The sequence below is a fragment of the Vibrio sp. 1069 genome (assembly GCF_033340555.1).
Genome location: NZ_JAWOWP010000001.1, coordinates 458,999 through 484,459 on the forward strand (window position 1 = coordinate 458,999; position 25,461 = coordinate 484,459).

Genomic DNA, 25,461 nt, shown 5'->3' on the forward strand with positions numbered 1-25,461 from the left:
TTATGTTCAAAATGCTTGTCTCTATGCCACCAATGTTGGCGCTGTCGATAGCGATTGTATGTGAAGTGATTGCCACTTCTTATATTCCCAAAACAGAGCAATTTACGAAAGTAATGCCGAGCACAGTCGTTTTGATTGGTTACGGCATCGCTTTCTTCTTGCTTTCCGTCACAGTGCAAACAATGCCTGTTGGGGTTGTTTATGCCATATGGAGTGGTGCTGGGATCGTTTTGGTTGCGACGGTTGGTTACTTTGTTTACGGACAGCGTCTAGACTTACCAGCCCTAGTTGGTATTGGGTTTATCATCGCTGGTGTGTTGATCGTAAATTTATTATCCAAAACAGTAGGGCACGAATAACGCCACTCTACTTGTTAAGTGAATAAGAAGCCGCAGCGAGAAATTGCTGCGGCTTTTTAGTGCAAATTCAATCGCTAATGGCGAGTATTGATATGACGTCTTATTGTTGCATTCATCACGGTCGCATTATGTGATTGAAACACAGGCATTATTTAGCGCATTGAAAATACAAAGTTATGTTTCTTCAAACTTTAGGAAAGGGCAGTAGATAAATCACTCCGATAGATGTTAACGTGGCGACTCATCTTTACTGCTTTTTCATTCCCTACATATTTCTGCAAAGTTCTTATTGTGTAGTGTGTCGAAGAACCATAGAATCCGCGCGCTTTAATTTATGTTATTAGCGTTATCAATGATAAAAGTGCAGTCCATTATCATTGTTTTTATCACTTATAGATGGGCACATCTGACAATACTTACATGAACAAATACAAAAAGCCTGCATTCAAGGCCGAATTTCTTTTGCCTCGTTACTGGGGAACGTTAATTATCATTAGCGTGATGTACTTACTTAGCCTCCTTCCTTTTAAAGTTCAACTAGCTTTGGGACGCAACATTGGTCGTTTAGCTATGCGACTCATGAGAAAACGTCAAGTTACGATCAGACGCAATCTTGAGCTTTGCTTCCCTCATATGGAAGAATGCCAACGCGAAGCAATTCTAAAAGACAACATCGACAATACTGGCATCGCACTTTTTGAGACCGCAATGGCATGGTTTTGGTCAGATAAACGGGTAAACAAACACGTCACGATAAAAGGCATGGAGCATCTAGAGGCTTTAGAGAAGTCAGGCAAAGGTGCATTAATGTTGGCCGTACACTCAATGAATCTAGAGTTAGGTGCTCGAGCTTTTGGCATTAAAAAGTCTGGAACCGGTGTTTATCGCCCAAACAATAATCCGTGCTTTGATTATTTTCAGTATAAGGGACGCTCTCGCTCTAATCGTACACTGATTGATCGTAAAAACGTCAAAGCCATGCTTGAAGCACTTAAAACGGGTGAGCGGGTTTGGTATGCACCGGACCACGATTATGGTAACCGACGCTCGACATTTGCACCGTTATTTGCCGTTAAAAATGCTTGTACTACGACAGGTACAAGTTTGTTGGTTGATTCTACAGATTGCGCCATTGTGCCTTTTACGATGGTAAGAGGAAAAGACGGACACTATACCCTAACCATTAGTGCGCCCGTCGAAGGTTTCCCGAAAGAGGATCATCAACGTGCCGCCGCATTCGTGAATCAAATAGTTGAAACATCAATCATGGCAAGTCCGAGCCAGTATATGTGGCTTCATCGTCGGTTTAAAACTAGACCAGAGGGTGAGGACTGTTTGTACAAGCCTAGGCTCATCCCTAGCTTGGCATAACACATAGAGAGCCTACAAAAAGCCCAAGGAACATACGAACCTTGGGCTTTTACTTTCTATTCTTTTCGCTTTATAAGTAGCGATCTTTTAGGTGAGCTTGAAAGTGTTTAGCATTCAGTGTTTCACCCGTGGCTTGTTTTACCAACTCATCAGTGGTGAATAAGCTACCTTTACTCCAGATGTTTTCCGAGAGCCAATTGAATATCGGAGCTAAGTCGCCAGAACGAATAACCGCATCTACATCGACGGTTTGTTTCATTGCTGCCATAAATTGTGCAGCGTACATCGCACCGAGCGTGTAGGACGGGAAATAGCCAAAACTTCCGTCTGTCCAATGGATATCTTGCATACAGCCATTTTTGAAGTTTCCTTCGGTTGATAGCCCCAAGTACGCTTTCATCTTTTCGTTCCAGAGTTCTGGTACATCTGTATGTTTGATGACGCCGTTCATGAGATCTCGCTCAATTTCATATCGAAGAATAACGTGAGCAGGATATGTTAGTTCGTCAGCATCTACGCGAATAAAGCCTTTTTCTACGCGAGTGTAAATTTTGGCTAAATTGGCTTTTTCGAATTCACTACCAGAAAAATGGTTAGAAGCCAGTCGAGCGAGGTGATCGATAAACGCGCTGCTTCGTCCTATTTGCATTTCAAAGAAGAGTGATTGTGATTCATGAATACCCATAGAGCGAGCTTCTCCCGCGGGTGTTCCTGATAAATCTTTTGGTAGCCCTTGCTCGTATCGAGCATGGCCAGTTTCGTGGACAATCCCCATCAATGATTGGACAAACTCGTTTTCATTATAACGTGTCGTAATACGCACATCTGTCGGTACACCGCCACAAAATGGGTGGGTACTCTCATCAAGTCGACCGTGTTCAAAATCGAATTGAAGTAGCTTCATGACTTCCAAACCGAGCGCTTTTTGCTTTTCCGCAGGGTAGTGCGCAGTTGGCAATAAGATGTTGTCTGATTGTTGTTTTTCAAGCGCTTCATCGATCAAAGTAGGAAGCCAGGTTTTCACGTCAGCAAAAAGAATGTCTAACGACGCAGACGTTGTGCCAGGTTCATAAACATCGAGCATGGCATCATAAGGAGTCGTGCCATTTGCTTCGGCTCTAATTTGCGCTTCTTCCTGCGATAGCTTTACTACTTCAGCCCAGTTCTTTTCAAAACCAGCCCAGTCATTTTCTCCACGTTGTGTACGCCATGCATGTTCACATTTGGAGCCAGCAAGAGATTGAGCTTGAACTAATGATTCTGGTAGTAAGTTAGCTTGCTGCCACCCACGCTTCATTTCTCTTAGGATAGATTTTTCTTTTGTAGACAGCGTGTCTTCTTCTGCGTGAGCGAAAAGCTCTCCCAAGTGCGGTTGAGTCATTAAAGAATGGATATGTACATCAAGCTCTGCCGTGGCATTCGAGCGTGCTTCAGCGCCACCAGGTGGCATGACCGCTGCTTGATCCCAATCTATGATGGCAGATAGATGCTCAAAATTTGCCACTTTTTTGGAATGTTCAACGAGTTTTGTAAATGCGTTCATGTGACTACTCTTATTCTTTTGTTCTTTCCCTAAACACCCGATAACGGGTCCTTCATATGGTGTTGCACTAAGCAACCTGCGTTAATTTACTAATAATTAATAATTAACTCCAACCCATTGTCCATAAACTCACCCAGTTGTATAGCTCTCTTAAAAAAGAAGCTTGCGAATCTTGTGGATTGGCGGTATTGATGAAGGATTGACAATTAATTATCACGATAATATGGATATTTTGAATTTCGAGGCATTTATTATTGCCATTACGATTTTAACGTTAACGCCAGGTTTAGATACTGCACTTGTTATCCGTAACACTAGCCGCTCGGGCCTAAAAGATGGATGTACAACCAGTCTAGGGATTTGCTTTGGCTTATTCGTACATGCTTTTTTTTCTGCGGTTGGTATCTCGGCGATTCTTGCGCAATCAGCAGAGTTGTTCCAAATCGTAAAAATGATTGGCGCAGCTTATCTTATCTGGCTTGGTTTGAGCAGTTTAAAAGCGCTAATGTCGTTGAAAGATGGATTGACCGTGACCGAGCAGATTCACGAAGTGTTTAATGGTAAGCGCTCTTTTAGAGAGGGCTTTCTTTCTAACGTCTTGAACCCGAAAACGGCGGTCTTCTATTTGGCTTTCTTGCCACAGTTTGTGAATCCAGAAGGTTCACCCTTGCTTCAATCAATGATGATGGCATCTGTACACTTTGCTATTGCGATGGTTTGGCAGTGTGGTTTAGCTGGCGCGCTTAACTCGGCTAAAAATCTACTAAAGAATGCAAGCTTTATGAAGTGGATGGAAGGCGCGACGGGCGCAGTATTAGTCGCACTTGGTGTGAAGTTATTAATTGAAAAACCCGTTTAATGCGTAATATTTATCGATTGTTGATACTACTCGCTGTATTTATTGTGGGGATAGGTGCCGCTGTTGCTTGGCATACGTGGCCACAAGTACAGTTTGCGCAACGCGGCATGATCTGGTCTTGGCACTGGGGCTACTTCGAGCCTTTTGCTAATGGAATACAACAAACGCGAACTCAAGACACTAAACAGTTATTGCTCAGGCGTGTGTATTTGCATGACGCTATTGTCGTTTTTGTTTCGACAACTATGGACAATAAATTTGAGGTCGACGTTGTAAAAGAGCAAACCTGTGAACCTAAAACGACGACTTGGGCTTCGGTCTCTGTCAATCATCAACGTGTCAGGCATGTACCTATGGTGTGCGATGCGTTTGGGCAAGGCTACTTTTATCGCTACATCGGGAAACATCTGGAATCGATTGAGGTTGGTGTCGGCGACTCGTTTGTAACAGAAGCATTTTTAGACTGGCCGCTATCAGAGTTGAAAGCGGATCAATTCAAGCAAAAAAATGCGAAGTTTTTTGAAGAACGTGGAGAAAACGTTGAGCATCAATGGTTGAGAGATTAACCATTTAACCGAAGATAAATAAAGCCCGCTAAATAATAGCGGGCTTTATGTTTTTACCATTTCTAATGTGCTTTGCTCTCCGTTACTGGTAGTTTGTGACCGAACAGCTGTCGTTTCACTAAGCTTTCACTGCTTCAACTTCACCTGATTGCGATGTTGAGCTAAAGAACAGTTTGGTTTCTGCCAGTACGACGTGACGCAGTGCGATCAAACCAATCAGGTTAGGAATTGCCATCAGACCGTTTACGATATCAGCCAGTAGCCAAATCATATCGAGGTGAAGGAATGCACCAGATGCCACCAAGCCAACGAAAATCAGTTTGTATGGAAGCACAGCTTTAGTTCCGAACAGGAACACAACGCAACGCTCACCGTAGTAGTTCCAACCAAGAATGGTGGTAAAAGCGAAGAACATCAAACCGATTGAGACGAGCATAGGGCCAAATGTATCTGCATTTAAACCCACCGCAAAAGCATGAGTCGTCATCGCGGCGCCTGCTAGGTCACTTTGCCATGCACCGGTCAGGATTAGAGCAAGGCCTGTCATGGTACAAATAATGATGGTATCGAAAAAGGTACCCGTCATTGAAATTAGGCCTTGCTTAACACAAGAGTCTGTCTTCGCTGCTGCTGCTGCCATAGGCGCGCTACCCAAACCAGATTCATTTGAGAACACACCGCGAGCGATACCTGATTGGATTGCCAACATGATGCTTGCACCTAGAAAACCACCAGTCGCTGCTGTTGATGTAAAGGCTGAAACCAGCACTAATTCAACGGCATTGAACAATTGGTCTGCATTCATGATGATCACGCTTAAACACGCCAACACATAAAATACAGCCATGGTAGGAACCACTTTTCCTGCAACGTTAGCAATGGATTTGATGCCACCCAAAGTTACGAAAGCAACCAAAAGAGTTAGTACGAAGGCAGATAGCTCACGGTTAACACCAAGAGATATCTCACTTGCATCCAGAATCGCGTTTACTTGTGGAAACGTACCGATACCAAAACAAGCAACACCCAAAGCAAACACTGCAAACATGATCGCGAGAGCTTTTGAGCCAACACCGTATTGCAAGTAATACATTGGGCCACCAATCATTTGGCCTTTATCATCGACTCTTCGGTACTTAACCGCCAACAAACATTCGGCGTATTTAGTCGCCATTCCGAAAAGGGCAGCGAGCCACATCCAGAATAGAGCGCCTGGTCCACCGAGTTTGATTGCTGTGGCAACACCAACAATGTTACCAGTACCAATTGTTGCTGAGAGCGCAGTACAAAGAGCTGCAAAGCTAGAAACGTCACCTTGAGTATTAGATGACTTATCTTTACTGAATACCATCGCTAGCGCTGTTGGGAGGTGTTTAAACTGGATCAAGCCAAGGCTAAAAGTGAAGTAAACACCTGTACCCACTAGCAAAATAAGCAGCGGTGGACCCCAGACAAAATTATCGATGGTTTGTAGTAAAGATTGTAGGTTGTTCATGATTTCCCCTTAATAAAACAACTAATAAGGAGAAGAGGGAAAGGACGAGATCAACGATCTCTAAAAGAACTAAGCTATTGGTTGTAGGCGGGAAGGCCAAGCAAAATAGTTAGGTTGTAACTTTCCACTCCTCTGTCCTTTTGCCTGAGAGTTTCACCTTGCGTGAGTGCAAGACTTGCTCCTTCGGCGACCGATTTAACGGTTCTCTCCAGAGGTTCCTCCAACTACAGTCTCCGCTACCTAGGTAGCACCTGAAATAGTTAATTCTTCGGCGAGTTATGCTAATCAAATGTTAAAGTTTGATTAATAACCACTCTCCTGCAGTCTTCATCGGAACAATTACTCAATTAAATGAGTAAAGGTTAGTTAATGATGCTGGTCATCATTAACGTGTGAACTCTATCATGTTTTTGGTCCATTTCAACACCCTATGTCAATTTATTTTCAATGAAATAACCTCATCTATTTTCATGAAGGTATGTTTGCCAATCTTTTTGTGCGAGTCACGGCATAAATAAAATTTATTGGGTTAGGGAATGGAAACCAAAAACACTTCAGAACGATAAATGTGTTTCGATCGTTACGACATAAGTTATTCAATTAAGAACACAAAATTGATTAAAATCGGAGCACTTATTTTAAAATCTACGCTAAGTTGACCTTATGGTACGTATAAATGGGTTACAATGAATCTTTGTGAAACAGTCTACGGACCTAGGCAGTTTTTCATGAGTGGACAAGGAGGCGGTATGACCAGATTATTAGCCATTGCGGTGTTGATTGCAGTAGCATTTGTGCTGTTTCGTTATCGAACCAATGAAAAAGTCCAAAAAGCGACCGTTATAACATTAATTGGCGCATTTCTGATTTATACAGCATCAATTATGTTTGCGGAATTGATCCGCTAGCAAAGTAAAAGAGTCCTTGGAGTAGTATACGGTGAGTTCTCAGAACAAAATGGAAGAGCAAGACGATGTAGTTGTCATTGAAGAGCGTGACAAACGTACGCATATCTATATCGCAATCGCTGCGGTGTTAGGCTTGGCATTTGGTGGCCTTGTTGGATCGGTTGTCACTGCGAACAAGTGGGAATCGACTTACCACGTATTAGAAGAAAAGTATCAAGCACTAACGCAAGATAAAACCCAGTTGGCATCTCAAGTAAAAGTGCGTGAAGAGGCGCTTGACCAAGAGATACAAAACCAAGTTAGTGAGTTACTCGCCGCGAAAGATGAAGCGCACCAGAAAGCACTTAAGAAGTTGCAAAAGCAATTGACTGAGGTCGAGAAGGTTAACTTGTCACTAGAGTCTCAATTGAAGCAGCAGGCAGATAAGATCAACACGACGAAGTCAGAAAATGAGAAGTTGAGTCGTCAAGCGGATATGCAAGCGACTATGTTTGAGCGGTCCCGCGAAGTATTCCAGAAAGAGCTAAAAATTTCGCAAGAATTAGAGTCTCTCGAGAAAGAACGGTCGAAATTATTACCTAAGATTGAGAAACTCAAGAAAGAGTGTGACGTATTTTTAGAAGGCAAATCTTGGGACGTGAAGTCGGACGCGTGTGATAAACATGACGAAGCTAATTCACGACTAAGTCAGGTCGATCAAATGATTGAAGTCTATAAAATGGACCTCAAACAAATCAAAGCAATAACGGAAGATATCGGCCTTTAAGTCTTTTGTATCCGATTTTTGAAAAGAAAAAGGAGCTCTTTAAGAGCTCCTTTTTCGTTGTTAGCTATGACTTTTAGGCTGTCGCGTATATTAGATTCGTGAGGCGTCATAGCCTGAGGCGAGCAGGAGCTCTCGTTCGTGTTTAATCAGCTGAGCTCGATCTTCAATTAGTTCATTGAGTGCTTGAGATGGCTTACCTGCTAATGCTTTGAACGAATCAAAAGATTCCGCGGTGTCGATTTTATCAATCATCTGACTGATGACATTACGAGCCTCACACGGGTTACTCGTCGTTGTAAAGTATTCTACTTGCTTTGCTGCCGATTTCATCTCAGTTAATAGCTCAAGCGGGCTACTTTCTTTGGCTACTGCCATGTAGTTATCCAGCACGCGCTTTGCATAAAGCAGTTCTTTGAGGGGGATATCTCTTCCGCTCTCGATTAGGGATTCGCTAAGGATCATACTTGAGCTCATGGGCATTCCTTCTTATTACTACGCCGCTTTTGATGTTTCCTTGAGTCTAATTTATTGAAGTCACATTGGGAATGGGTAAAAAGCATTTTTAACGCATTTTTATTCATTTATGAAAACGCGAATGCGATGCTTATCTGGATCGATAGCCATAAAATTTAACCCATACACTGATGTCGCTGGTGGTTGAACAAACTCAACACCTAGGTCTTTCCAGCGCTTGTAAATGCGCTCTAACATATGACTATTGGGCACTGATAAAGACAACTCGGTACCACCACCTCGAATACCGCTGTAGGGTGAAAGATTATCTCTTTGCTTGAGTGTCAACGTTAAGCCTTCGGTCAGTGGAATAGCGGCGAAGGTTGGAGACAACTGCGTGACTTTGCGTTCGAACAGTTTCGAATAAAAAACTTGGCTTATGTGGATGTCCTCAACGTAGAGAACGAATGAATTGATAGTCAGCATGGTTTGTTCCTTAATCAATTAGAAATAGTAGGGGCAATCTAACGGAAAGGAACGACAGGAGTTGTCAGTAGAACATTTTCGAAGGTAAGTGAAAGAATAAGAAAAAGGAGCCGTTTAGCTCCTTTTTATCAGCGCAATCATTGGTATTAATGAGTGTGTTTGGAAGAATACCAGTTGTTTTGATACGCTTTAGATGCAAATAATGCGTTTGCTTTTGCACGCTCGATAATAGACTCGTCCACCTCTAGCGGCTTCATGGTTTGGTCTTTAAAGTCGTACGCCAGGGTCGATACCTTTTCACCAGGGGAAAGCACAACGAGATTGTCGCGCGTTAAATAACCAAAGTTTTTGTCGTATTGCATCATTGCGCGTTCATCTTCGCGAGCCAGTGGCTTCGTTAAATCACGACCAATCATCGGTGTTTTAGCATCTACCCCAATCAAAGATAACAGTGTAGGCGGCATGTCGATGTTGTTTGCTATGCGGTCATCTTTACGTGGTTGAATGCCTTTACCAAGGATCAATGCTGGAATGTGAAAGTGCTTAACCGGAACAAGGTTAGCGCCAGAAACACGCGCATCATGATCTGCAATTACAATGAAAATGGTATCATCCCAATAAGATGACTTTTTCGCCTTTTCAAAGAAAGTGCCCAAAGCGTAATCGGAATATTTTACGGCGTTGTTACGCGTCATATATTCTGAATCGTATGGCTCAATTTTGCCTTTCGGATACTCATAAGGGCTATGATTACTTGACGTAAAAACTAAGCTAAAGAAAGGTTTGTCGCTTTTTGAAAGGCGTTCAAACTCTTCGTTTGCTTTGTTATATAGATCTTCATCACTAACACCCCAAGAGCCAACAAAGCTTGGGTTGTTATAATCATCTTCTTCTACTATTTGATCAAAACCGTTACCAAAGAAGAAAGTTTTCATGTTGTCAAAGTTGGCTTCACCGCCGTAAATAAATTGCGTGTGATAGCCTTGAGCTTTCAGTAAGTCCGCGATGGTAAAGAAACCCGTTTGGCTTTTACTCAGCTTCACTACCGCGCGAGATGGAGATGGAGGAAAGCCCGTGGTTACGGCTTCAATTCCACGAACAGAACGAGTACCAGTGGCGTACATTTGTGTGAACTGCCAACCTTCCTTCATGAGTTCATCAAGGTTTGGTGTTAGAGGCAAACCACCCAAAGCACCGACAAATTGGGCGCCTAAGCTTTCTTGTAGCAAAATCACTAAGTTTTTATGTTTACCTTGGTAAGTCGCGGGGTTACTGTTCATGGTTGGGAGTAATGAAGGGGTGAAGTCGGACTTTGTTGATGAAGTGCGAACTAATTCCAACATCTTTTGAGTGTCCATTTTTCCGTAGAACTGCTCCGCGCTCTTTTCTGACTTCATGCTATTAACCGCAAACAACAATGAGTAAGATGAGTTCAGTGCTAAGTCGTTAAGCAGTGGATCGTTAGAAAAGGCGACCATAGCAGGATTTAGCGGGCGGTGACCTAAAGATGAGCGAGCACCTGCAACCCCAAAAAGAACAACGAAAAGTGCCAATAGTGGTCGCCATTTCCAGTTGACCTGCTGCGCCTTATCGGTCAGTTTCTTACTCCACTTCCAACCTAAAGTGATGGTTAAAACTGTACCTAACGCACCAATAAACAGTTCTAATTTGTAGCCAGTCCAGAGCATACTCAAGACTTCTTTTGGGTAGATTAAGTATTCCACAAACAGGCGGTTTGGACGTAGGTCGTATTCCTGAATGAATGGCGCTGTTGCTAGCTCCATGTATACAAGCACCCAAAGCCCTAAAACCATCCATATGCGTAATATTCGCTTCCAACACTCTCCCATCTTACCGGTTAATGGCATGAGGGTTGAAAACAGTGCTGGAAGAATAAATAACCAGCAAAGCGTTGCAATATCTACGCGCAAACCTTGGCCTAGGATGTAAATTAAGTCGTTTAGAGAGTCAATACGGTCAATCTGCCAAAAGGCTAGCAAAACTCTTGAAATAGACAGAAATAGAAGTGAAAACAAAGAAAAGGCAGCAATTGGCTGCAAAGGCCCCCACACAGAGCTCTTTGATAAGTTTTTCATATTTATTCGAATAGTTTAATTGTTATGTTGTGTTGTTTTTAGCAAAGCAAGCGTGAAATAAACGTGAATTATAATGTGGGTTTATGGTCGAGTAGTGTAAGTGTTGGTATGTCTATGTAAGGGGGAGGGGTGTTTGTGTAAAAAGAGCCAGTTGATAACACCAACTGGCTCTAGAGGTTGATAAAGGCATGATTACATTGCGGCTTTCTTCGCTTCTTCGACCCATGCGTCGAACTTTTTCTGGTTCGCTTTGATCCAACCATTTACATGAGACTCGATGTCCGCTGAGCTGTTCTTACCTTGGCTCATCATCATATTCTGAGCACTAACATCATTGATATTTAGTTTGATGATTTCAAATAGCTTCGCAGCAGCAGGGTTTTTTTCCGTAAACTCTTTATTGGCAACGATGCGCATAGAGTTCATCTCGAAGCCGTAGTTCTTACCGTTCTCTAGTGTCGTATCAATGTCCTTACGCTCACCAGGAAGTGAAGAGAATGGCACTTCTAACCACACAACATCTTTCCCTGGAACTAAAACGCCACTTACCCAGTACGGTGTCCAAGTGTAGTAAAGAATCGGATCGCCTTTTTTGTAACGTGAGATCGTATCAGCGATAATCGCCGCGTAGTTACCTTGGTTGTGTGTTACTGTGTCACGAAGTTTGAAAGCATCCAACTGATGCTCAACAACCATTTCACACCCCCAACCTGGGTTACAACCAGTTAAGTCCGCTTTGCCATCGCCGTTTGCATCGAATAGCTTCGCCAATTTTGGATCTTTTAACTGACCAATGTTCGTGATGTTATATTTTTCCGCGGTTTTCTTATCGATCAAATAACCTTGCGCAGCACCACTTACGTATTGGCCTTTACGGAAGAACTTATCATCACCGCCCGACATCGTGTACTTATCGGCGTGAAGAGGGAACCAACCAACCGCTAAGAAAGTAGCATCACCTTTAGCAATAGAGGTGTAGCCTACGTTGTAGTCCACTTCTTTGGTCGGTTTAACATCGTAACCAAGCTCTTCAAGTGCGCGGTTTACGATCAACGTTTGAAATGTTTCTTCTGCAACGGTTGATTGAACAGGCTGAACAGTGACACCTTCACCCGGTAGTTCACTTGCCACACCATAAGTTGAAAATGCGATAGTACTTAGAGCTCCAACAGAGAGCGCTTTCTTCCATGAATTATTCATTGATGTTTCTCCTAAGTTTTAGATCGTCTTGGTTCGTCTTTGTTTTCAGTTTTAATAGGTATGAAACAGGACCTGTGTGATACCAGCGAAGTTTAGTGTTGCCCGCATTAACCCCTAACACCTGGGTGATACGGTCTAACAAAATTGCAAGAATAACGATGCCTAAGCCACCAACGGCAGCAAGACCCATATCAAGTCGGCCAATACCACGAAGTACCATTTGGCCTAAGCCGCCAACAGCAATCATTGAAGCAATCACTACCATAGAAAGTGACAGCATTAAGGTTTGGTTTACACCTGCCATGATAGTTGGTAACGCCAACGGTAACTGGATGCGATAAAGCATCTGTTTTTTGTTTGCCCCGAAAGAGTGGCCAGCTTCGATAAGCTCTTCAGGTACTTGCTGAATACCTAAAATAGTCAGGCGCACAACGGGAGGCAGGGCGAAAATGATCGTTACTACTACGCCAGGAACGTTACCAATACCAAACAACATAACAATTGGCACAAGGTAAACGAACGCGGGAGTCGTTTGCATTGCATCTAATATTGGCCTAACAAATTTGGCAGCGGTTTGGCTCCTTGCCAACCATATCCCCATTGGTAGCCCTATAAGCAAACAGAAGAAAACGGCGGTTAACACCAGTGCTAGCGTTGTCATCGCTTGTGACCACGCACCAATTAGGCCGATGAAAACAAGGGATACAAGAGTAGAAAAACCAAGTTTTACATTGGAAAACTGCCACGCTAGCAAAAATAAAATGAGTACCATTATAGGCGCAGGTGTAGACACCAAAGCAGTTTCAAACGACGTTAGAATAAAGTCGATTGGAACTCGTATTGCTTGGAAAACAGGTCGACCATGTTCCACCAGCCAGTTCAAACCGGATTCTACCCAGCTATCGAGGGGTAAAACCGCATCTTGGAATGGGTTCATAATATCGAATGGCGCTTGCTCTACAGTTTCTGAGTTGAGCCAATCATTACTTGGCGCGGCCTCTGTACCTTGCGACCAAGGATCATCTTGCGCAGGAGCAGTATTTGACCAGGGATCATTGTTAGTTTGCTCTGAAGACATCGTGTTAATCCTTATCTAGTGTTTGTAGAAGACGTGATTTAGTCACGACACCAAAGTAAGTTCCTTTCTCATCTACGACAGGCACGGCATAAGGAACACCAGCAACCAGACCCAAAATGTCATTAATTGACTGATCAGGCTGAAGAGTAACTTCATCCGGTAATTGAGCACTGGCTAACGAACGGTTTTCTTTATGAGCCAAACGTAGTGAATCAAGAGATACGATGCCGGAATATCGGCTAGATTTATCGACGACAATGCCGTAATCACGGTCGTGATCCATCAGAATCTGCATCGCAGAGCCTGGACCGTCATTTTCCGATTTCTTAAAAACAGCCGCTGGCTTCTTGCGCGCGATATCTTTTGCTGTCAAGACACTTGCGATGTTTACGCCGCGGAAAAACGCTTCGACATAATCATTTGCTGGACTGTGTAATATTTCATCAGGTGTACCAACCTGAACAACTTCACCGTTTTGCATGATGGCGATGCGGTCGCCAATGCGCATTGCTTCATCCAAATCATGAGAAATGAAGACAATTGTGCGTTTGTCATCGTTCTGTAGACGAATAAGCTCATCTTGCATCTCAGAACGGATCAATGGGTCTAAAGCGGAAAACGCCTCGTCCATTAATAGGATGTCAGGATCACAGGCTAACGCTCTCGCTAAACCAACGCGCTGTTTCATACCACCGGATAATTCGTCAGGGAAAGATTCTGCATAAGGGTCTAAACCCACTCTTTCTAAGGCGGAAAGGGCACTTTTCTGACGCTCATTAACATCGATGCCGGCAAGTTCTAAACCAAAGGCGGCATTTTCAATCACCGTCATGTGTGGCATGAGTGCGAAACTTTGAAACACCATTGAGATATTATTACGACGAACTTCTCGAAGTTCATTCTCGGAGATGTGGGCGATATCTCTTCCTTTGAGATAAACACTACCTTTAGTCGGCTCAATGAGCCGGTTAAGAAGTCGAACAAGGGTGGATTTCCCGGAGCCAGAAAGGCCCATGATTACGAAAATTTCCCCTTCATTTATGGTGAGAGATACATCGTTTACGCCGACTGTTAAACCTGTCTGTTCAAAAATACCGTCTTTATCGACGCCTTTGTCGATAAGCGAGAAGGCTCTCTCTGGGTCTTCTCCAAACACTTTATACAGTCCCTTAACTTCCAGTATGGGATCCATGTTATCTGTCCTTTTTCGTGTGTTTATAACTGTTTAACGATTTGTACTCTAATTAATTTTAGTTCAACTTTCAACGAAAGGGGGGTGGTTAACTAGTTCTGCCGTGCATAGAGAATTCGTTGAGCAAGGTATGTTCAATTCTTATTTTTTATATTTAAAACAATTGCTTGTGATGTGTTTTTATCCGCCATAACGTTGCCCTGACGTAGGGTTGAATTTATTTTGAATTTTTTTGTACATTTCAACTCAACTCGCTTGCATAGATATAAGCTGTGATAGCTTAGAACTCTACATATAAAAAGGTTAGAGCTCTAATTTTTGGTTAAGGCTTGGTCCTGTGAAATCGGTTAGGTACTGTTATCCTTAGATTTATTTATTGCTTGATTTCACTCAGGGTGATATTTATCGCTGTAGTTTAGGCAACGTATGGAATAAAAAATGGAAGCCGAACAGTTAGAAGTGCTCAATTTCATTAGCCAGTACCCACCTTTTGATGACCTACCTGAAGAGCAGCTTAGAAAAATTGCTCTCAATGCCGAGGTTGCATACTTTCGGCAAGGAACAAAAATCCTTAACTTCGGAGATACGATCCGCGACTTGTATATGGTGAGAAGTGGGGCGGTAGAGATTTATCGACGTAAAGGTGAACTTTACAACAGGATTGATGCTGGTGGACTGTTTGGTCAGATGGGGTTGTTGATGAACAACCGCGTACGTATGCCAGCCAAAGCGATAGAAGACACTCTCGTTTACTGTATTCCGGAAAACATCTTCAATGAACTTTGTGATGAGTTTGAAAACTTTGCGGACTACATGGAACTGGAAGATAGCGCGCGTTTGCGAAGCGCAATATCTAGCCGCTCCGAAAGCAATGACTTTACCACCGCTAAGGCACGTAAAATCTTAGCAAGAGATCCAGTAACTCTGGAGGCAACGGCTTCAATTCAGGAAGCTGCGATACTAATGGCAGAGGAAAATGTCACCTCTCTGCTCATTATTCGCCCGACAGAGGAGCTCACAGAAGAAGATGATGAACAGCTGCTTGGAATATTGACTGATCGCGATCTTTGCATTCGCGTACTAGCTCAAGGTATTGATACCAATATTCCAGTGAGTGAGGTCATGAGTTATGACGTGGTTTCATTGGATTATAACGCCTATGTGTTTGAGGCCATGTTAACCATGTTGCGTTACAACGTGCATCATTTACCAATTTTAAAAGATAAAAAGCCGATAGGAATTATTGGCATGACGGACATCGTTCGTTACGAATCTCAGAACAGCCTATTGCTAGTGAGCTCTATTTTTCAGCAAACCAGTGTCGAGGATCTCAAGCAGGTTTCTGAACAAGTAAAAGACTGTTTCGTAAGGATGGTCAATGAAGATGCCAACGCGCACATGATTGGTCGAGCCATGTCGGTTATAGGCAGTAGTTTCAAACAACGCCTCGCTGAATTAGCTGAGCAAGAGTTCGGCCCAGCGCCCATTCCTTATTGTTTAGTCGCAATGGGTTCAATGGCGAGGGATGAGCAGCTAATTGTAACGGATCAAGATAACGCCCTTATTCTCGATAACAGTTATGACGTTGAGATTCACGGAGAGTACTTTGAAAAGTTTGCTAAATTTGTTTGTGATGGTTTAGCGGCATGCGGCTATGCTTATTGTACTGGAGACATTATGGCTACCAACCCAGAATGGCGAAAAACTCGTGCAGAATGGGAAGAATGCTTTGGAAACTGGATAGACAATCCAACTCCTGAGAGATTGTTAAATAGTAATATCTTTTTTGATCTCCTCGGTGTGCATGGGCGAGTGAAATGGGCGGAGCAATTAAGCAGCTTTATTGTGAGACGAGCGAAAAGAAATAACCGCTTTCTTGCTTGTATGGCGTATAACGCAATACGTAGGACGCCTCCACTGGGCTTTTTCAAAGACTTTGTGATGGAGAAAGATGGTCGTCATCGCAACTCGATTAACTTGAAGCGAAGGGGGACGGCTCCGTTGGCCGATTTAATACGGGTGCATTCTCTGGCAATCGGTTCGCGATCGCAAAACTCTTTCGACCGTTTAGATGACATTAATGATGCTGGCATTTTACCGAAAGGTCGAGGTTTGGATTTAAGGGATGCGATGGAGCTAATCTACATGGTTCGAATTCGTCACCAAGCCCTTGATATAGAAAATGGAGAAGAGCCAGACAACAATATTGAGCCGGAGAACATGTCTGAATTTGAACGTCGAAACTTAAAAGCAGCATTTCAAATTCTAAGTAACGCTCAGAACTTCATTAAGTTTCGATACCAGAGAAGTAGCAAATAATGTGGTTCTCAAAAAAAGTAGAAAAAGAACAGCCGTTGTTGGATACATCCCAGACGCCAGAGTGGTCAATGTTGTTCAAACAACTCGCTAAAGAAGCGAAAGACCAGAGGCTCAAACGCTATTATTCGACACCAATGGTTAATGGGGAAACACCAATTGAACAAGTGCCATTTGTCTCGGTAGACTTTGAGACAACAGGATTGAACTCGGAAGAGGATGTCATTCTCACGATCGGACTTGTGCCGTTTACTATTGATCGTGTTCAATGTAATGGCTCTGCTCATTGGGTCGTTAACCCAAACAGAGAGTTAAACCACGAGTCTGTCATTATTCACGGTATCACTGACTCTGAGGTTAAAAACGCGCCGCAGCTGTCTCAGATCTTGGGTGAAATATTGGATGCGTTGTCAGGCAAAGTGGTACTTGTTCACTACAAGAACATTGAAAGGCAGTTCTTTAATAACGCCTTGCTAAATAGCATCGGAGAGGGGATACAGTTTCCTGTTGTTGATACGTTAGATATTGAGTATGCGATACAACGCCGTGAATGCAGAGGTTTTATCAATAAGTTGAAAGGCAAGAAACCCGGTTCTGTACGATTAGGGCACGCTCGTGAAAGATATGGCCTCCCTGCTTATCAACCTCACCATGCCCTGACGGATGCGTTAGCAACTGCGGAGCTGTTTCAAGCACAACTGCAGTATCACTTTAATCGAAACATGCCAATATCTTCGGTTTGGCAATAGGCGTTATTTATGGTGAAAACAATAAAATGCAATGAGAGATAGGGGGCTTTAAGATTATGATGGCGGATTGAGTAACCGCTTATAAGAACAATGTTTTATGAACATGTGCTTGGTAGTGATGAAGACGTTTCATTACTCGAACTCCGACGAAAGTAATTTAAACTTGGTCACGTATTTTTAAGGAGATTATCCGTGAGCACCGATAATAACGGTGGCATTCAACGCCCCGATGGAAAAGTAAACGCAATAGATACTGACTATCAAATTGGTCAGGATAACGTTGCGCTAAAGGTAGGCCCATTTGGCCTTGATATTCACAACCGTGTTTTTGCAATTTCTGGCTTAGCAATCGTCATGTTTGTTGTGATAACACTATTATTCCGAGAACAGGTAGAGCCGTTTTTTGCAGACCTACGAGCGGGTTTGTTGCACAATTTAGACTGGTTTTTTCTCGCTTCAGGTAATATTTTTGTCATTGTCTGTGTCGGATTGATCTTCACACCATTAGGCCGTGTACGAATCGGTGGTACTGAAGCAACACCGGATTACTCCTATGCCGGATGGTTGGCAATGCTATTTGCTGCGGGTATGGGCATTGGTCTCGTATTCTTCGGTGTATCAGAACCGATGTCCCATTTTAGTTCTGCGATTGGTGGCGTGAGCGTTGAGAATGGTGTACGTACTGACTGGGCACCGCTAGGTGGTGCAGAGGGCGATGCAACTGCAGCTTCGGCATTAGGGATGGCTGCGACGATTTACCACTGGGCACTTCATCCGTGGTCAATATACGCGCTCTTGGCTCTTGGGCTGGCTATCTTTTCATTTAACAAAGGTTTGCCACTCACCATGCGCTCAATTTTTTACCCTTTGTTTGGTGAGCGTGTATGGGGTTGGACTGGTCATATTATCGATATTCTTGCAGTGGTAGCGACGGTTTTTGGTTTAGCAACATCGCTAGGCTACGGTGCGTCTCAAGCCGCAACGGGTTTGAACTTCCTGTTTGATGTCCCAATGACCAATACCACGCAGGTTATATTGATTATTGGTATTACTGCGCTCGCTTTAATCTCTGTTGTGGCTGGACTCGATAAGGGCGTGAAAATCTTATCTGAAATCAACATGGGTCTTGCAGCGCTGCTATTGCTATTTGTTATTGTTGTTGGCCCAACGATTGCGATTTTAACTGGTTTCTTCGAGAACATCGTTTCCTATGTGGCTAACATCCCTGCCTTATCTATGCCATTTGGACGAGAGGATGTGAATTACTCTCAAGGCTGGACGGCGTTTTACTGGGCGTGGTGGATTTCTTGGTCACCATTTGTGGGTATGTTCATCGCACGTGTGTCTCGCGGTCGTTCAGTTCGTGAGTTTATTATTTGCGTTATTCTTATCCCATCTTCAGTTTGTGTGTTATGGATGACGGCTTTTGGCGGTAACGCAATTAGCCAATACGTTAATGATGGCTACGAGGCGGTGTTTAACGCAGAGCTACCTTTAAAACTTTTTGCCATGTTAGATGTTATGCCATTGGCTGAGATAACATCTTTTGTCGGCATTATCTTAGTCGTGGTGTTCTTCATTACCTCTTCTGACTCAGGATCACTGGTTATTGATACTATTGCTGCGGGCGGTAAGGTCGATGCACCAACGCCACAACGCGTGTTCTGGTGTACGTTTGAAGGTTTGGTTGCGATTGCATTGATGTTGGGTGGTGGTCTAGCTGCTGCTCAAGCAATGGCGGTGACGACTGGTTTACCATTTACTATTGTTTTGCTTGTTGCAACGGTATCTTTGATAAAAGGTTTGATGGATGAACCTCGTCCAAAGGCGGTTTCTAAGAAATCAAAATAACTAGTATCAGCAGTTAAATTATTGATAAAAGCGGTATGCGAAAGCATGCCGCTTTTTTTTGGATTTCTATTTTTCTCTGAGAAATGAACAGCATGGAAAACGGTCTTATTCTGGTTGTTTTTTGTGCTTCTCATTTAGGTGACTATTTAATAAATTAGACCTCGAACTATTTTAACTTTTGGTTAATAGGTTTATTTTTGTGATATATATCACAAAAATACCGATAAAAAGGCGGATTATTTGATTTTTAGTCGCGAGGGATGCCCATAATAAAAAGGAAATTTAATTAGACCTCAAAGGATATGTATTTTCACATGATCACATCAGCACCTTGGGTCCTTTATCCAGAGATTGGAGAAGACTCAAGTAAAAAATGGATTTTTCGTGAGCCTAAAATCTCTGATGGTGACGACATTTACAGCTTGATTGCAGACTGTCCTCCATTGGACATGAACTCATCTTATTGCAATTTCCTACAGTCTACGCATTTCAGCAAAACCAGTATTTTGGTTGAGCAAAAAGGCGAAATCGCAGGTTTCATTTCCGGTTATCAGAAACCAGACGAGCAAGACGTTTTATTTATCTGGCAAGTTGCAGTCTCACCTCGCTTTAGAGGTCATGGTTTAGCATTCCGCATGTTGAAAGAACTTCTCACCCGAGAGGAATTAGGCGGTGTTAAATCGGTAGAAACTACCATCACGGAAGATAATAAAGCCTCTTGGGCACTGTTCAAAAAGTTAGATGCGATGAACGGCAATTCTGGCCAAGTAAGCACATTTTTGGATGAAGAAGCCCACTTTAAAGGCAAACACGATACAGAATATTTGTATCGCATTCCTCTCAAATAATCCTCAAACAATAGGAATTAAAAACGGTCTCATCATGGATATTTTCAAAAAGCAGGAATCCAACGTACGCTCATATTCAAACAATTTCCCGGTCGTTTTTCGTAAAGCGAAAGGCTGCTGGCTAGAAACAGAACAAGGTGAACGATACTTAGACTTCCTTGCTGGAGCGGGATCTCTAAATTACGGCCATAACAATCCAGTACTAAAACAAGCGTTGCTTGAGTACATTGAAATGGACGGTATTACTCACGGTTTGGATATGCACTCAGAAGCGAAAGCATCGTTTCTGGAAGCGTTGGATACTTACATCCTTAAACCAAGAAACTTGGATTACAAGGTTCAGTTTACGGGCCCAACAGGTACTAACGCTGTTGAGGCGGCATTGAAGCTGGCTAAAAAAGTAAAAGGCCGCGACAGCGTCGTTGCGTTTACTAACGGTTTCCATGGTTGTACTGCTGGCGCACTGGCTGCAACGGGTAACCAGCATCACAGACAAGGTAACGGTTCTAGTCTAAGTAACGTCACTCGTATTCCATTTGAAGGTTACGCTGGCGTAGATGGTCTCGCGCTGTTCGAAACAATGCTAAATGATAACTCTGCAGGTATGGATAAACCAGCCGCTGTACTTCTTGAAACTGTGCAGGGTGAAGGTGGTTTAAATGCTGCTTCAAACGAGTGGTTACAACGTTTGAGCAAAATCTGTAAAGCCAATGACATTCTTATGATTGTCGATGACATTCAAGCAGGTTGTGGACGTACCGGTACTTTCTTTAGTTTCGAGCCGTCTGGTATCCAACCGGATATCGTGACGCTATCGAAGTCGATCGGTGGTTACGGTTTGCCGATGGCTGTCGTATTACTTAAGCCTGAGCTTGACCAGTGGAAGCCAGGCGAGCATAACGGTACGTTCCGTGGCAATAATCACGCCTTTATTACTGCTGCAAAAGCACTAGAAATTTACTGGGCAAACGATGATTTTGAAACACACATCAAGCAGTGTTCAGACAAGGTAAGTGCTGTTATTGACCGTTGTGTTCGTCGCTTTCCACAAATGTTTGTGCAGAAAAAAGGCCGCGGCATGATGGTTGGTATTGAATGTATCAATGGTGACATGGCATCTGAAATCGCGAAAAACTGTTTCGAGAATGGAATGGTGATAGAGACAGCGGGTCCAGACGATGAAGTTGTGAAGTTCTTCTGTCCACTAACCATCAGCGAATCAGAGCTAGATCAAGGACTAAGCATCTTTGAAAATGCAGTAGAGACTATCGCTGCGAAACATTTCAAACAAGCATCTTAATAAGGATTTTAATTATGATCGTCAGAACTCTAGATGAATGCCGCAACAGCGAACGACGTGTTGTTTCAGATAACTGGGAAAGTGTCCGCATGTTGTTGAAAGACGACAACATGGGTTTCTCTTTCCACATCACAACGATTTATGAAGATACAGAAACTCATATTCACTATCAAAACCACCTTGAATCGGTGTTTTGTATGAGTGGTGAAGGTGAGATTGAAGTTGTAGGTGGAGAAACGTACCCAATCAAACCAGGTACATTATACATCCTTGATAAACACGATGAGCACTACTTGAGAGCTTATAAGAATAAAGAAATGGTAATGGCGTGTGTGTTCAACCCACCGATTACTGGCGCTGAAGTGCACGATGAAAACGGTGTTTATCCTCTCGTTGACTAAAAGATGATGGTGGGGTGCTTTGCCACCCCACACTTTACTATCTCTTCTTTTTTCTTTTTAAAGTTACCAATCAAAAAAGGCTTATCATGACATTTACCGTAGAAAAAATCGGCGGTACATCAATGACAGCATTTGATGCTGTTCTCGACAATATTATTCTTCGTCCCAAAACGCCATACAATCGTATTTTTGTCGTATCTGCATACGGTGGTATGACCGATGCGCTGCTCGAGTGTAAAAAAACCAGTAAACCAGGCGTTTATCAGCTTATCGCGAAACGCGACGACAAATGGGAAGAAGCGTTAGCGTACGTTGAAAGCCGTATGTTGCTGACCAATGAAAATATTTTTGCGGACCCAATGAATCGTATCCGTGCGGATAAATTCATTCGCTCCCGCATTGCTGAAGCGAAAAACTGTATCGCGAATATTTTAGAAACCTGTCAGTACGGTCAATTTTCGTTGCGCCAGTACTTGCCTCAAATTCGAGAGTTTCTCTCGTCTATCGGTGAGGCACATAGTGCTTACAACACAGCACTAAAACTAAAAAATATGGGTATTAACGCTAAGTTCGTTGACCTGTCTGGTTGGGATAATCAAGCGCCAAGAAGCCTTGATGAGTCGATCAGTGACGCGTTTGCTGATATCGATGTATCAAAAGAACTGCCAATCGTGACAGGTTATGCTTACTGTAAAGAGGGCCTAATGCACACTTATGACCGAGGTTATAGTGAGATGACATTTAGCCGAATTGCAGCAATAACAAAAGCGGATTTAGCAGTAATTCACAAAGAGTACCACTTGAGCTCAGCGGACCCACGCGTTGTTGGCCCTGAAAAAGTATTACCAATTGGTAGTACAAACTATGACGTAGCGGACCAACTTGCGAACCTTGGCATGGAAGCTATTCACCCAAATGCCGCTGCGGGTTTGCGTGAAAGTGGTATTGAGCTACAGATTAAAAATACATTCGAACCTGAACACGAAGGTACTTTAATCTCTTCAAGCTATCGTCCGGAAGAAGACAAAGTCGAGATCATCGCAGGTAAAGAAAAAGTATTTGCACTGCATTTGTTTGACCAAGCAATGGTAGGAAAAGCCGATAACGTTAGTTACGAATTGATGGAAATCATCTCCGATGCTCGTGTAAGTTTGGTTGGTAAAGAGATGAACGCGAACTCTATTACTTACTATCTAGGTGGCAGTACAGATAGCTTAAACAAAGTATTGTATAAAGCCGAGAAACGTTATCCGAATGCCTCGATTAAAGGTCGTATGGTCGCGCTTATCTCAGCCATCGGTTCACAAATTGATACCAACAAGACGTTGGCAAAAGGTGTACTTGCATTGATGAATAATGGTGTTACGCCAGTTGCACTGCACTCATCATTGAGAAATGTAAATGTTCAATTTGTTGTCGGTGATAAGGAATACCAGCACGCGATTTGCGCATTGCATGATGAGTTTTTCCAAAGTAGCAGTTTAGCTAAATCGGTTAATGTGGCTTAGTTTATCCACGGTTAAAATACAAAGGAGAGCAGGTTAGCTCTCCTTTTTTTGTTTTTCAGTTTGTACTCACAATGCCCGCTTTGTATAGGCTAAACAGGCGATTTAAGTAAGTTCCTGTGTGGCGATACATATAAGCCAGCAGAATGGTCTGCTGGCTTAATGTTACTGATTAACTAACGTTAACTTAGTTTACTTAAACTTGCTGATTTCTTGTTCAACTTTGTCTAGTTGCTGCAGCTTCTCTTGCATTTTTAGAGAGTCGTAGTTTAGTGAAGCAGGGTTCATCGCTGTGCCACGTTGCATTGGGTATTCTGGAAGTGTTTTAAAGAACTCTCCCACAACGTCTTGAACAGGTACAAATAGCCACATGTTGTCAGCCATCCAACGCAAGTACATTTGTGATTCGCTTGGGCCTTTTTCGAATGGGTCAGCGCGTAGGTGGATGATTTTAGGCCAGTTCGGAGCAAAACGAACTGCGTTACTTAGGTTCCCTTCAAGCGTTGCAAAGTGAAGTTTCCAGTCATTCCAGCGGACAGCGTTTAATTCACCATTAGACGTAAAGTAAAGCAGCGACTCACGAGGGCCTTTTTCTTCCTTACCTTCAAAGTATGGCATGAAGTTATAACCATCTAAATGTACACGCCACTCTTTGCCATTTGCTTTGTAGCCTTCTGCCAGTTTTTCTTTTACATCAGGTACGCCAGCAGCTGCCAATAATGTAGGCAACCAGTCTTGGTGTGCCATCATTTCATTGATCTTGGTTCCTGGCTTAATGACGCCTGGCCAACGAACCAGTTGAGGAACACGCATACCGCCTTCCCAAGTTGTACCTTTTTCACCATGGAATGGTGTTGCGCCACCATCTGGCCAAGTCATGGTTTCTGCGCCGTTGTCCGTTGAGTAGATAACGATAGTGTTGTCTGCAACACCTAGCTCATCCAGCTTGTCGAGTAAAACACCTACATGATCATCATGTTCCAGCATACCATCGGCATAAATGCTTACACCTGATTTACCTTGGTATTTTTCCTGCAAGCGAGTCCAAACGTGCATACGAGTGGCGTTATGCCAAATAAAGAAGGGTTTATCCGCCTTAACTGCTTTTTCCATAAATGCCAAAGAGCTCTCTAGGAACTCTTCATCTGCGTGCTCCATACGTTTTCGTGTCATCGGGCCAGTGTCTTCAATCTTACCGTCGGCATAAGACTTAATGACACCACGAGGGCCATAGTTTTTACGAAACTCTGGGTCTTTAGGGTAGTAATAAGTTTCAGGCTCTTCTTCTGCGTTTAGGTGATATAAGTTACCGAAGAATTCGTCAAAGCCGTGTTTGGTCGGTAAGTGCTTATCTTGGTCACCTAAGTGGTTTTTACCAAATTGACCCGTCATGTAACCTTGTTCTTTTAACAGATCTGCAATGGTTGGCGCCCAATCAGGTATACCGTGGTCAGAGCCTGGCATACCAATTGTTAACAAACCCGTACGAAATGGCTCTTCACCTGTAATAAAGGCCGCGCGACCAGCAGTACAAGACTGTTGTCCGTAGTGATCTGTGAACAACGCGCCTTCATTCGCTATACGGTCGATGTTTGGCGTTTTGTAACTCATCATACCTTGGTTGTATGCGCTGATATTCCAGTAGCCGATATCGTCACCAAAAATTGCCAGAATATTCGGTTTGTCGGCTGCCATAGCGGCACTGGACGCCGCTAACAGTCCTGCGCCTACAGCGATTTTGCTCAATTGATTTGCCATAAAAACTCCAGATTGTTGAGAGTAAAGATAAGCACAAGTGAGCCTTATGCTTAGTTGCTGCATAAGTTAATGATGTATATAGAAAAATCCTCTTATACTCGATATAACCATAAGTTATTGCTAGGTTGTAACCATTTGTTAATTAAAAAGAAATAGGATTGTTCTGTTAGTTTGTAGAGATTCGTAAAGTAGATTTAGATCACTTAAGAGCCTTATTTTTATTGCGTAGTAGAAGAGGGGATGGAAATGAAAAACAATAGGATGCTCGCTTGTTTTACGGTCCTAAAGCAATACTAAAGTCGTTATGTATTGCTTGTAATTATTTGTATAACCAGTGATTTAGTGTCTATATTGATTTAGG

22 protein-coding genes and 1 riboswitch are annotated in these 25,461 nt (G+C 43.0%); of the genes, 13 read left to right on the top strand and 9 right to left on the bottom strand.

Features of this window, described 5'->3' with window-relative positions:
* Positions 1–23: 23 nt before the first annotated feature.
* A complete protein-coding gene (locus R7040_RS02060; protein ID WP_069593657.1) occupies positions 24–359 on the top strand; it encodes a DMT family transporter in 336 nt (111 codons plus the stop codon).
* A gap of 420 nt (positions 360–779) precedes the next feature.
* On the top strand, positions 780–1,730 hold the full coding sequence (locus R7040_RS02065) for an LpxL/LpxP family Kdo(2)-lipid IV(A) lauroyl/palmitoleoyl acyltransferase (RefSeq protein ID WP_064369089.1): 951 nt from the start codon (positions 780–782) through the stop codon (positions 1,728–1,730).
* Positions 1,731–1,800: 70 nt separating this feature from the next.
* Here the strand turns inward: R7040_RS02065 and R7040_RS02070 are convergent, their stop codons facing one another.
* The gene (locus tag R7040_RS02070; RefSeq protein ID WP_318081191.1) at positions 1,801–3,273 is read right to left on the bottom strand and encodes a carboxypeptidase M32; all 1,473 of its coding nucleotides are present in this window, start codon (positions 3,271–3,273) and stop codon (positions 1,801–1,803) included.
* A 223-nt stretch (positions 3,274–3,496) separates the two neighbouring features.
* Between R7040_RS02070 and R7040_RS02075 the strand changes: the two genes are divergently transcribed.
* The gene (locus R7040_RS02075; protein WP_213967975.1) at positions 3,497–4,132 is read left to right on the top strand and encodes a LysE family translocator; all 636 of its coding nucleotides are present in this window, start codon (positions 3,497–3,499) and stop codon (positions 4,130–4,132) included.
* Complete coding sequence (locus R7040_RS02080; RefSeq protein WP_005385713.1) at positions 4,132–4,698, top strand: hypothetical protein; 567 nt, start codon at positions 4,132–4,134, stop codon at positions 4,696–4,698. The genes R7040_RS02075 and R7040_RS02080 overlap by 1 nt, the downstream gene beginning before the upstream one ends.
* A 118-nt stretch (positions 4,699–4,816) precedes the next feature.
* On the opposite strand, the gene R7040_RS02085 is transcribed toward R7040_RS02080, so the two are convergent.
* Positions 4,817–6,193 (bottom strand): alanine/glycine:cation symporter family protein, encoded by a 1,377-nt coding sequence (locus tag R7040_RS02085; RefSeq protein WP_005377785.1) that lies wholly within the window; start codon positions 6,191–6,193, stop codon positions 4,817–4,819.
* A 122-nt stretch (positions 6,194–6,315) separates the two neighbouring features.
* A riboswitch (glycine riboswitch) is annotated at positions 6,316–6,415 on the bottom strand.
* Between the two features lie 527 nt (positions 6,416–6,942).
* Here R7040_RS02085 and R7040_RS02090 point away from each other — a divergent pair.
* Entirely contained in the window at positions 6,943–7,101 is a 159-nt protein-coding gene (locus R7040_RS02090; protein ID WP_005377784.1) for a hypothetical protein, read from the top strand.
* Positions 7,102–7,132: 31 nt separating this feature from the next.
* A complete protein-coding gene (locus R7040_RS02095; protein WP_017820934.1) occupies positions 7,133–7,867 on the top strand; it encodes a chromosome segregation ATPase in 735 nt (244 codons plus the stop codon).
* Positions 7,868–7,957: 90 nt separating this feature from the next.
* Here R7040_RS02095 and R7040_RS02100 read toward each other — a convergent pair whose 3' ends face one another.
* From R7040_RS02100 to proV, 6 genes are all read right to left on the bottom strand, one after another.
* Entirely contained in the window at positions 7,958–8,341 is a 384-nt protein-coding gene (locus R7040_RS02100) for a hypothetical protein (protein ID WP_054576467.1), read from the bottom strand.
* A gap of 99 nt (positions 8,342–8,440) precedes the next feature.
* Complete coding sequence (locus R7040_RS02105) at positions 8,441–8,806, bottom strand: VOC family protein (protein WP_005377781.1); 366 nt, start codon at positions 8,804–8,806, stop codon at positions 8,441–8,443.
* Between the two features lie 146 nt (positions 8,807–8,952).
* A complete protein-coding gene (locus R7040_RS02110; RefSeq protein ID WP_258470649.1) occupies positions 8,953–10,902 on the bottom strand; it encodes an LTA synthase family protein in 1,950 nt (649 codons plus the stop codon).
* A 192-nt stretch (positions 10,903–11,094) separates the two neighbouring features.
* Entirely contained in the window at positions 11,095–12,102 is a 1,008-nt protein-coding gene (proX, locus tag R7040_RS02115) for a glycine betaine/L-proline ABC transporter substrate-binding protein ProX (RefSeq protein ID WP_054865582.1), read from the bottom strand.
* Positions 12,095–13,180 (bottom strand): glycine betaine/L-proline ABC transporter permease ProW, encoded by a 1,086-nt coding sequence (gene proW, locus R7040_RS02120; protein WP_005377778.1) that lies wholly within the window; start codon positions 13,178–13,180, stop codon positions 12,095–12,097. Before proW ends, proX begins: the two co-directional genes overlap by 8 nt.
* Positions 13,181–13,184: 4 nt before the next feature.
* On the bottom strand, positions 13,185–14,372 hold the full coding sequence (gene proV / locus R7040_RS02125) for a glycine betaine/L-proline ABC transporter ATP-binding protein ProV (RefSeq protein WP_005377777.1): 1,188 nt from the start codon (positions 14,370–14,372) through the stop codon (positions 13,185–13,187).
* Between the two features lie 438 nt (positions 14,373–14,810).
* On the opposite strand from proV, the gene R7040_RS02130 reads away from it, so the two are divergent.
* The 7 genes from R7040_RS02130 (at position 14,811) to R7040_RS02160 (ending at position 23,345) form a co-directional block, all read left to right on the top strand.
* The gene (locus tag R7040_RS02130; protein ID WP_005377775.1) at positions 14,811–16,691 is read left to right on the top strand and encodes a DUF294 nucleotidyltransferase-like domain-containing protein; all 1,881 of its coding nucleotides are present in this window, start codon (positions 14,811–14,813) and stop codon (positions 16,689–16,691) included.
* The gene (locus tag R7040_RS02135; RefSeq protein WP_005377774.1) at positions 16,691–17,437 is read left to right on the top strand and encodes a 3'-5' exonuclease; all 747 of its coding nucleotides are present in this window, start codon (positions 16,691–16,693) and stop codon (positions 17,435–17,437) included. Before R7040_RS02130 ends, R7040_RS02135 begins: the two co-directional genes overlap by 1 nt.
* A gap of 192 nt (positions 17,438–17,629) precedes the next feature.
* Positions 17,630–19,288 (top strand): BCCT family transporter, encoded by a 1,659-nt coding sequence (locus R7040_RS02140; protein ID WP_005377772.1) that lies wholly within the window; start codon positions 17,630–17,632, stop codon positions 19,286–19,288.
* Positions 19,289–19,602: 314 nt separating this feature from the next.
* On the top strand, positions 19,603–20,136 hold the full coding sequence (ectA, locus tag R7040_RS02145) for a diaminobutyrate acetyltransferase (RefSeq protein WP_005377771.1): 534 nt from the start codon (positions 19,603–19,605) through the stop codon (positions 20,134–20,136).
* A gap of 34 nt (positions 20,137–20,170) precedes the next feature.
* On the top strand, positions 20,171–21,436 hold the full coding sequence (ectB, locus tag R7040_RS02150) for a diaminobutyrate--2-oxoglutarate transaminase (RefSeq protein WP_005377770.1): 1,266 nt from the start codon (positions 20,171–20,173) through the stop codon (positions 21,434–21,436).
* Between the two features lie 14 nt (positions 21,437–21,450).
* Positions 21,451–21,837 carry an ectoine synthase gene (locus tag R7040_RS02155; protein WP_005377769.1) on the top strand — a complete coding sequence of 129 codons (387 nt, stop codon included), beginning with the start codon at positions 21,451–21,453 and terminating at the stop codon, positions 21,835–21,837.
* Between the two features lie 86 nt (positions 21,838–21,923).
* Positions 21,924–23,345, top strand: a complete 1,422-nt coding sequence (locus R7040_RS02160) for an aspartate kinase (protein ID WP_005377768.1) — start codon at positions 21,924–21,926, stop codon at positions 23,343–23,345.
* A gap of 189 nt (positions 23,346–23,534) precedes the next feature.
* Here the strand turns inward: R7040_RS02160 and R7040_RS02165 are convergent, their stop codons facing one another.
* Complete coding sequence (locus R7040_RS02165) at positions 23,535–25,100, bottom strand: arylsulfatase (protein WP_005377767.1); 1,566 nt, start codon at positions 25,098–25,100, stop codon at positions 23,535–23,537.
* Positions 25,101–25,461: the final 361 nt, after the last annotated feature.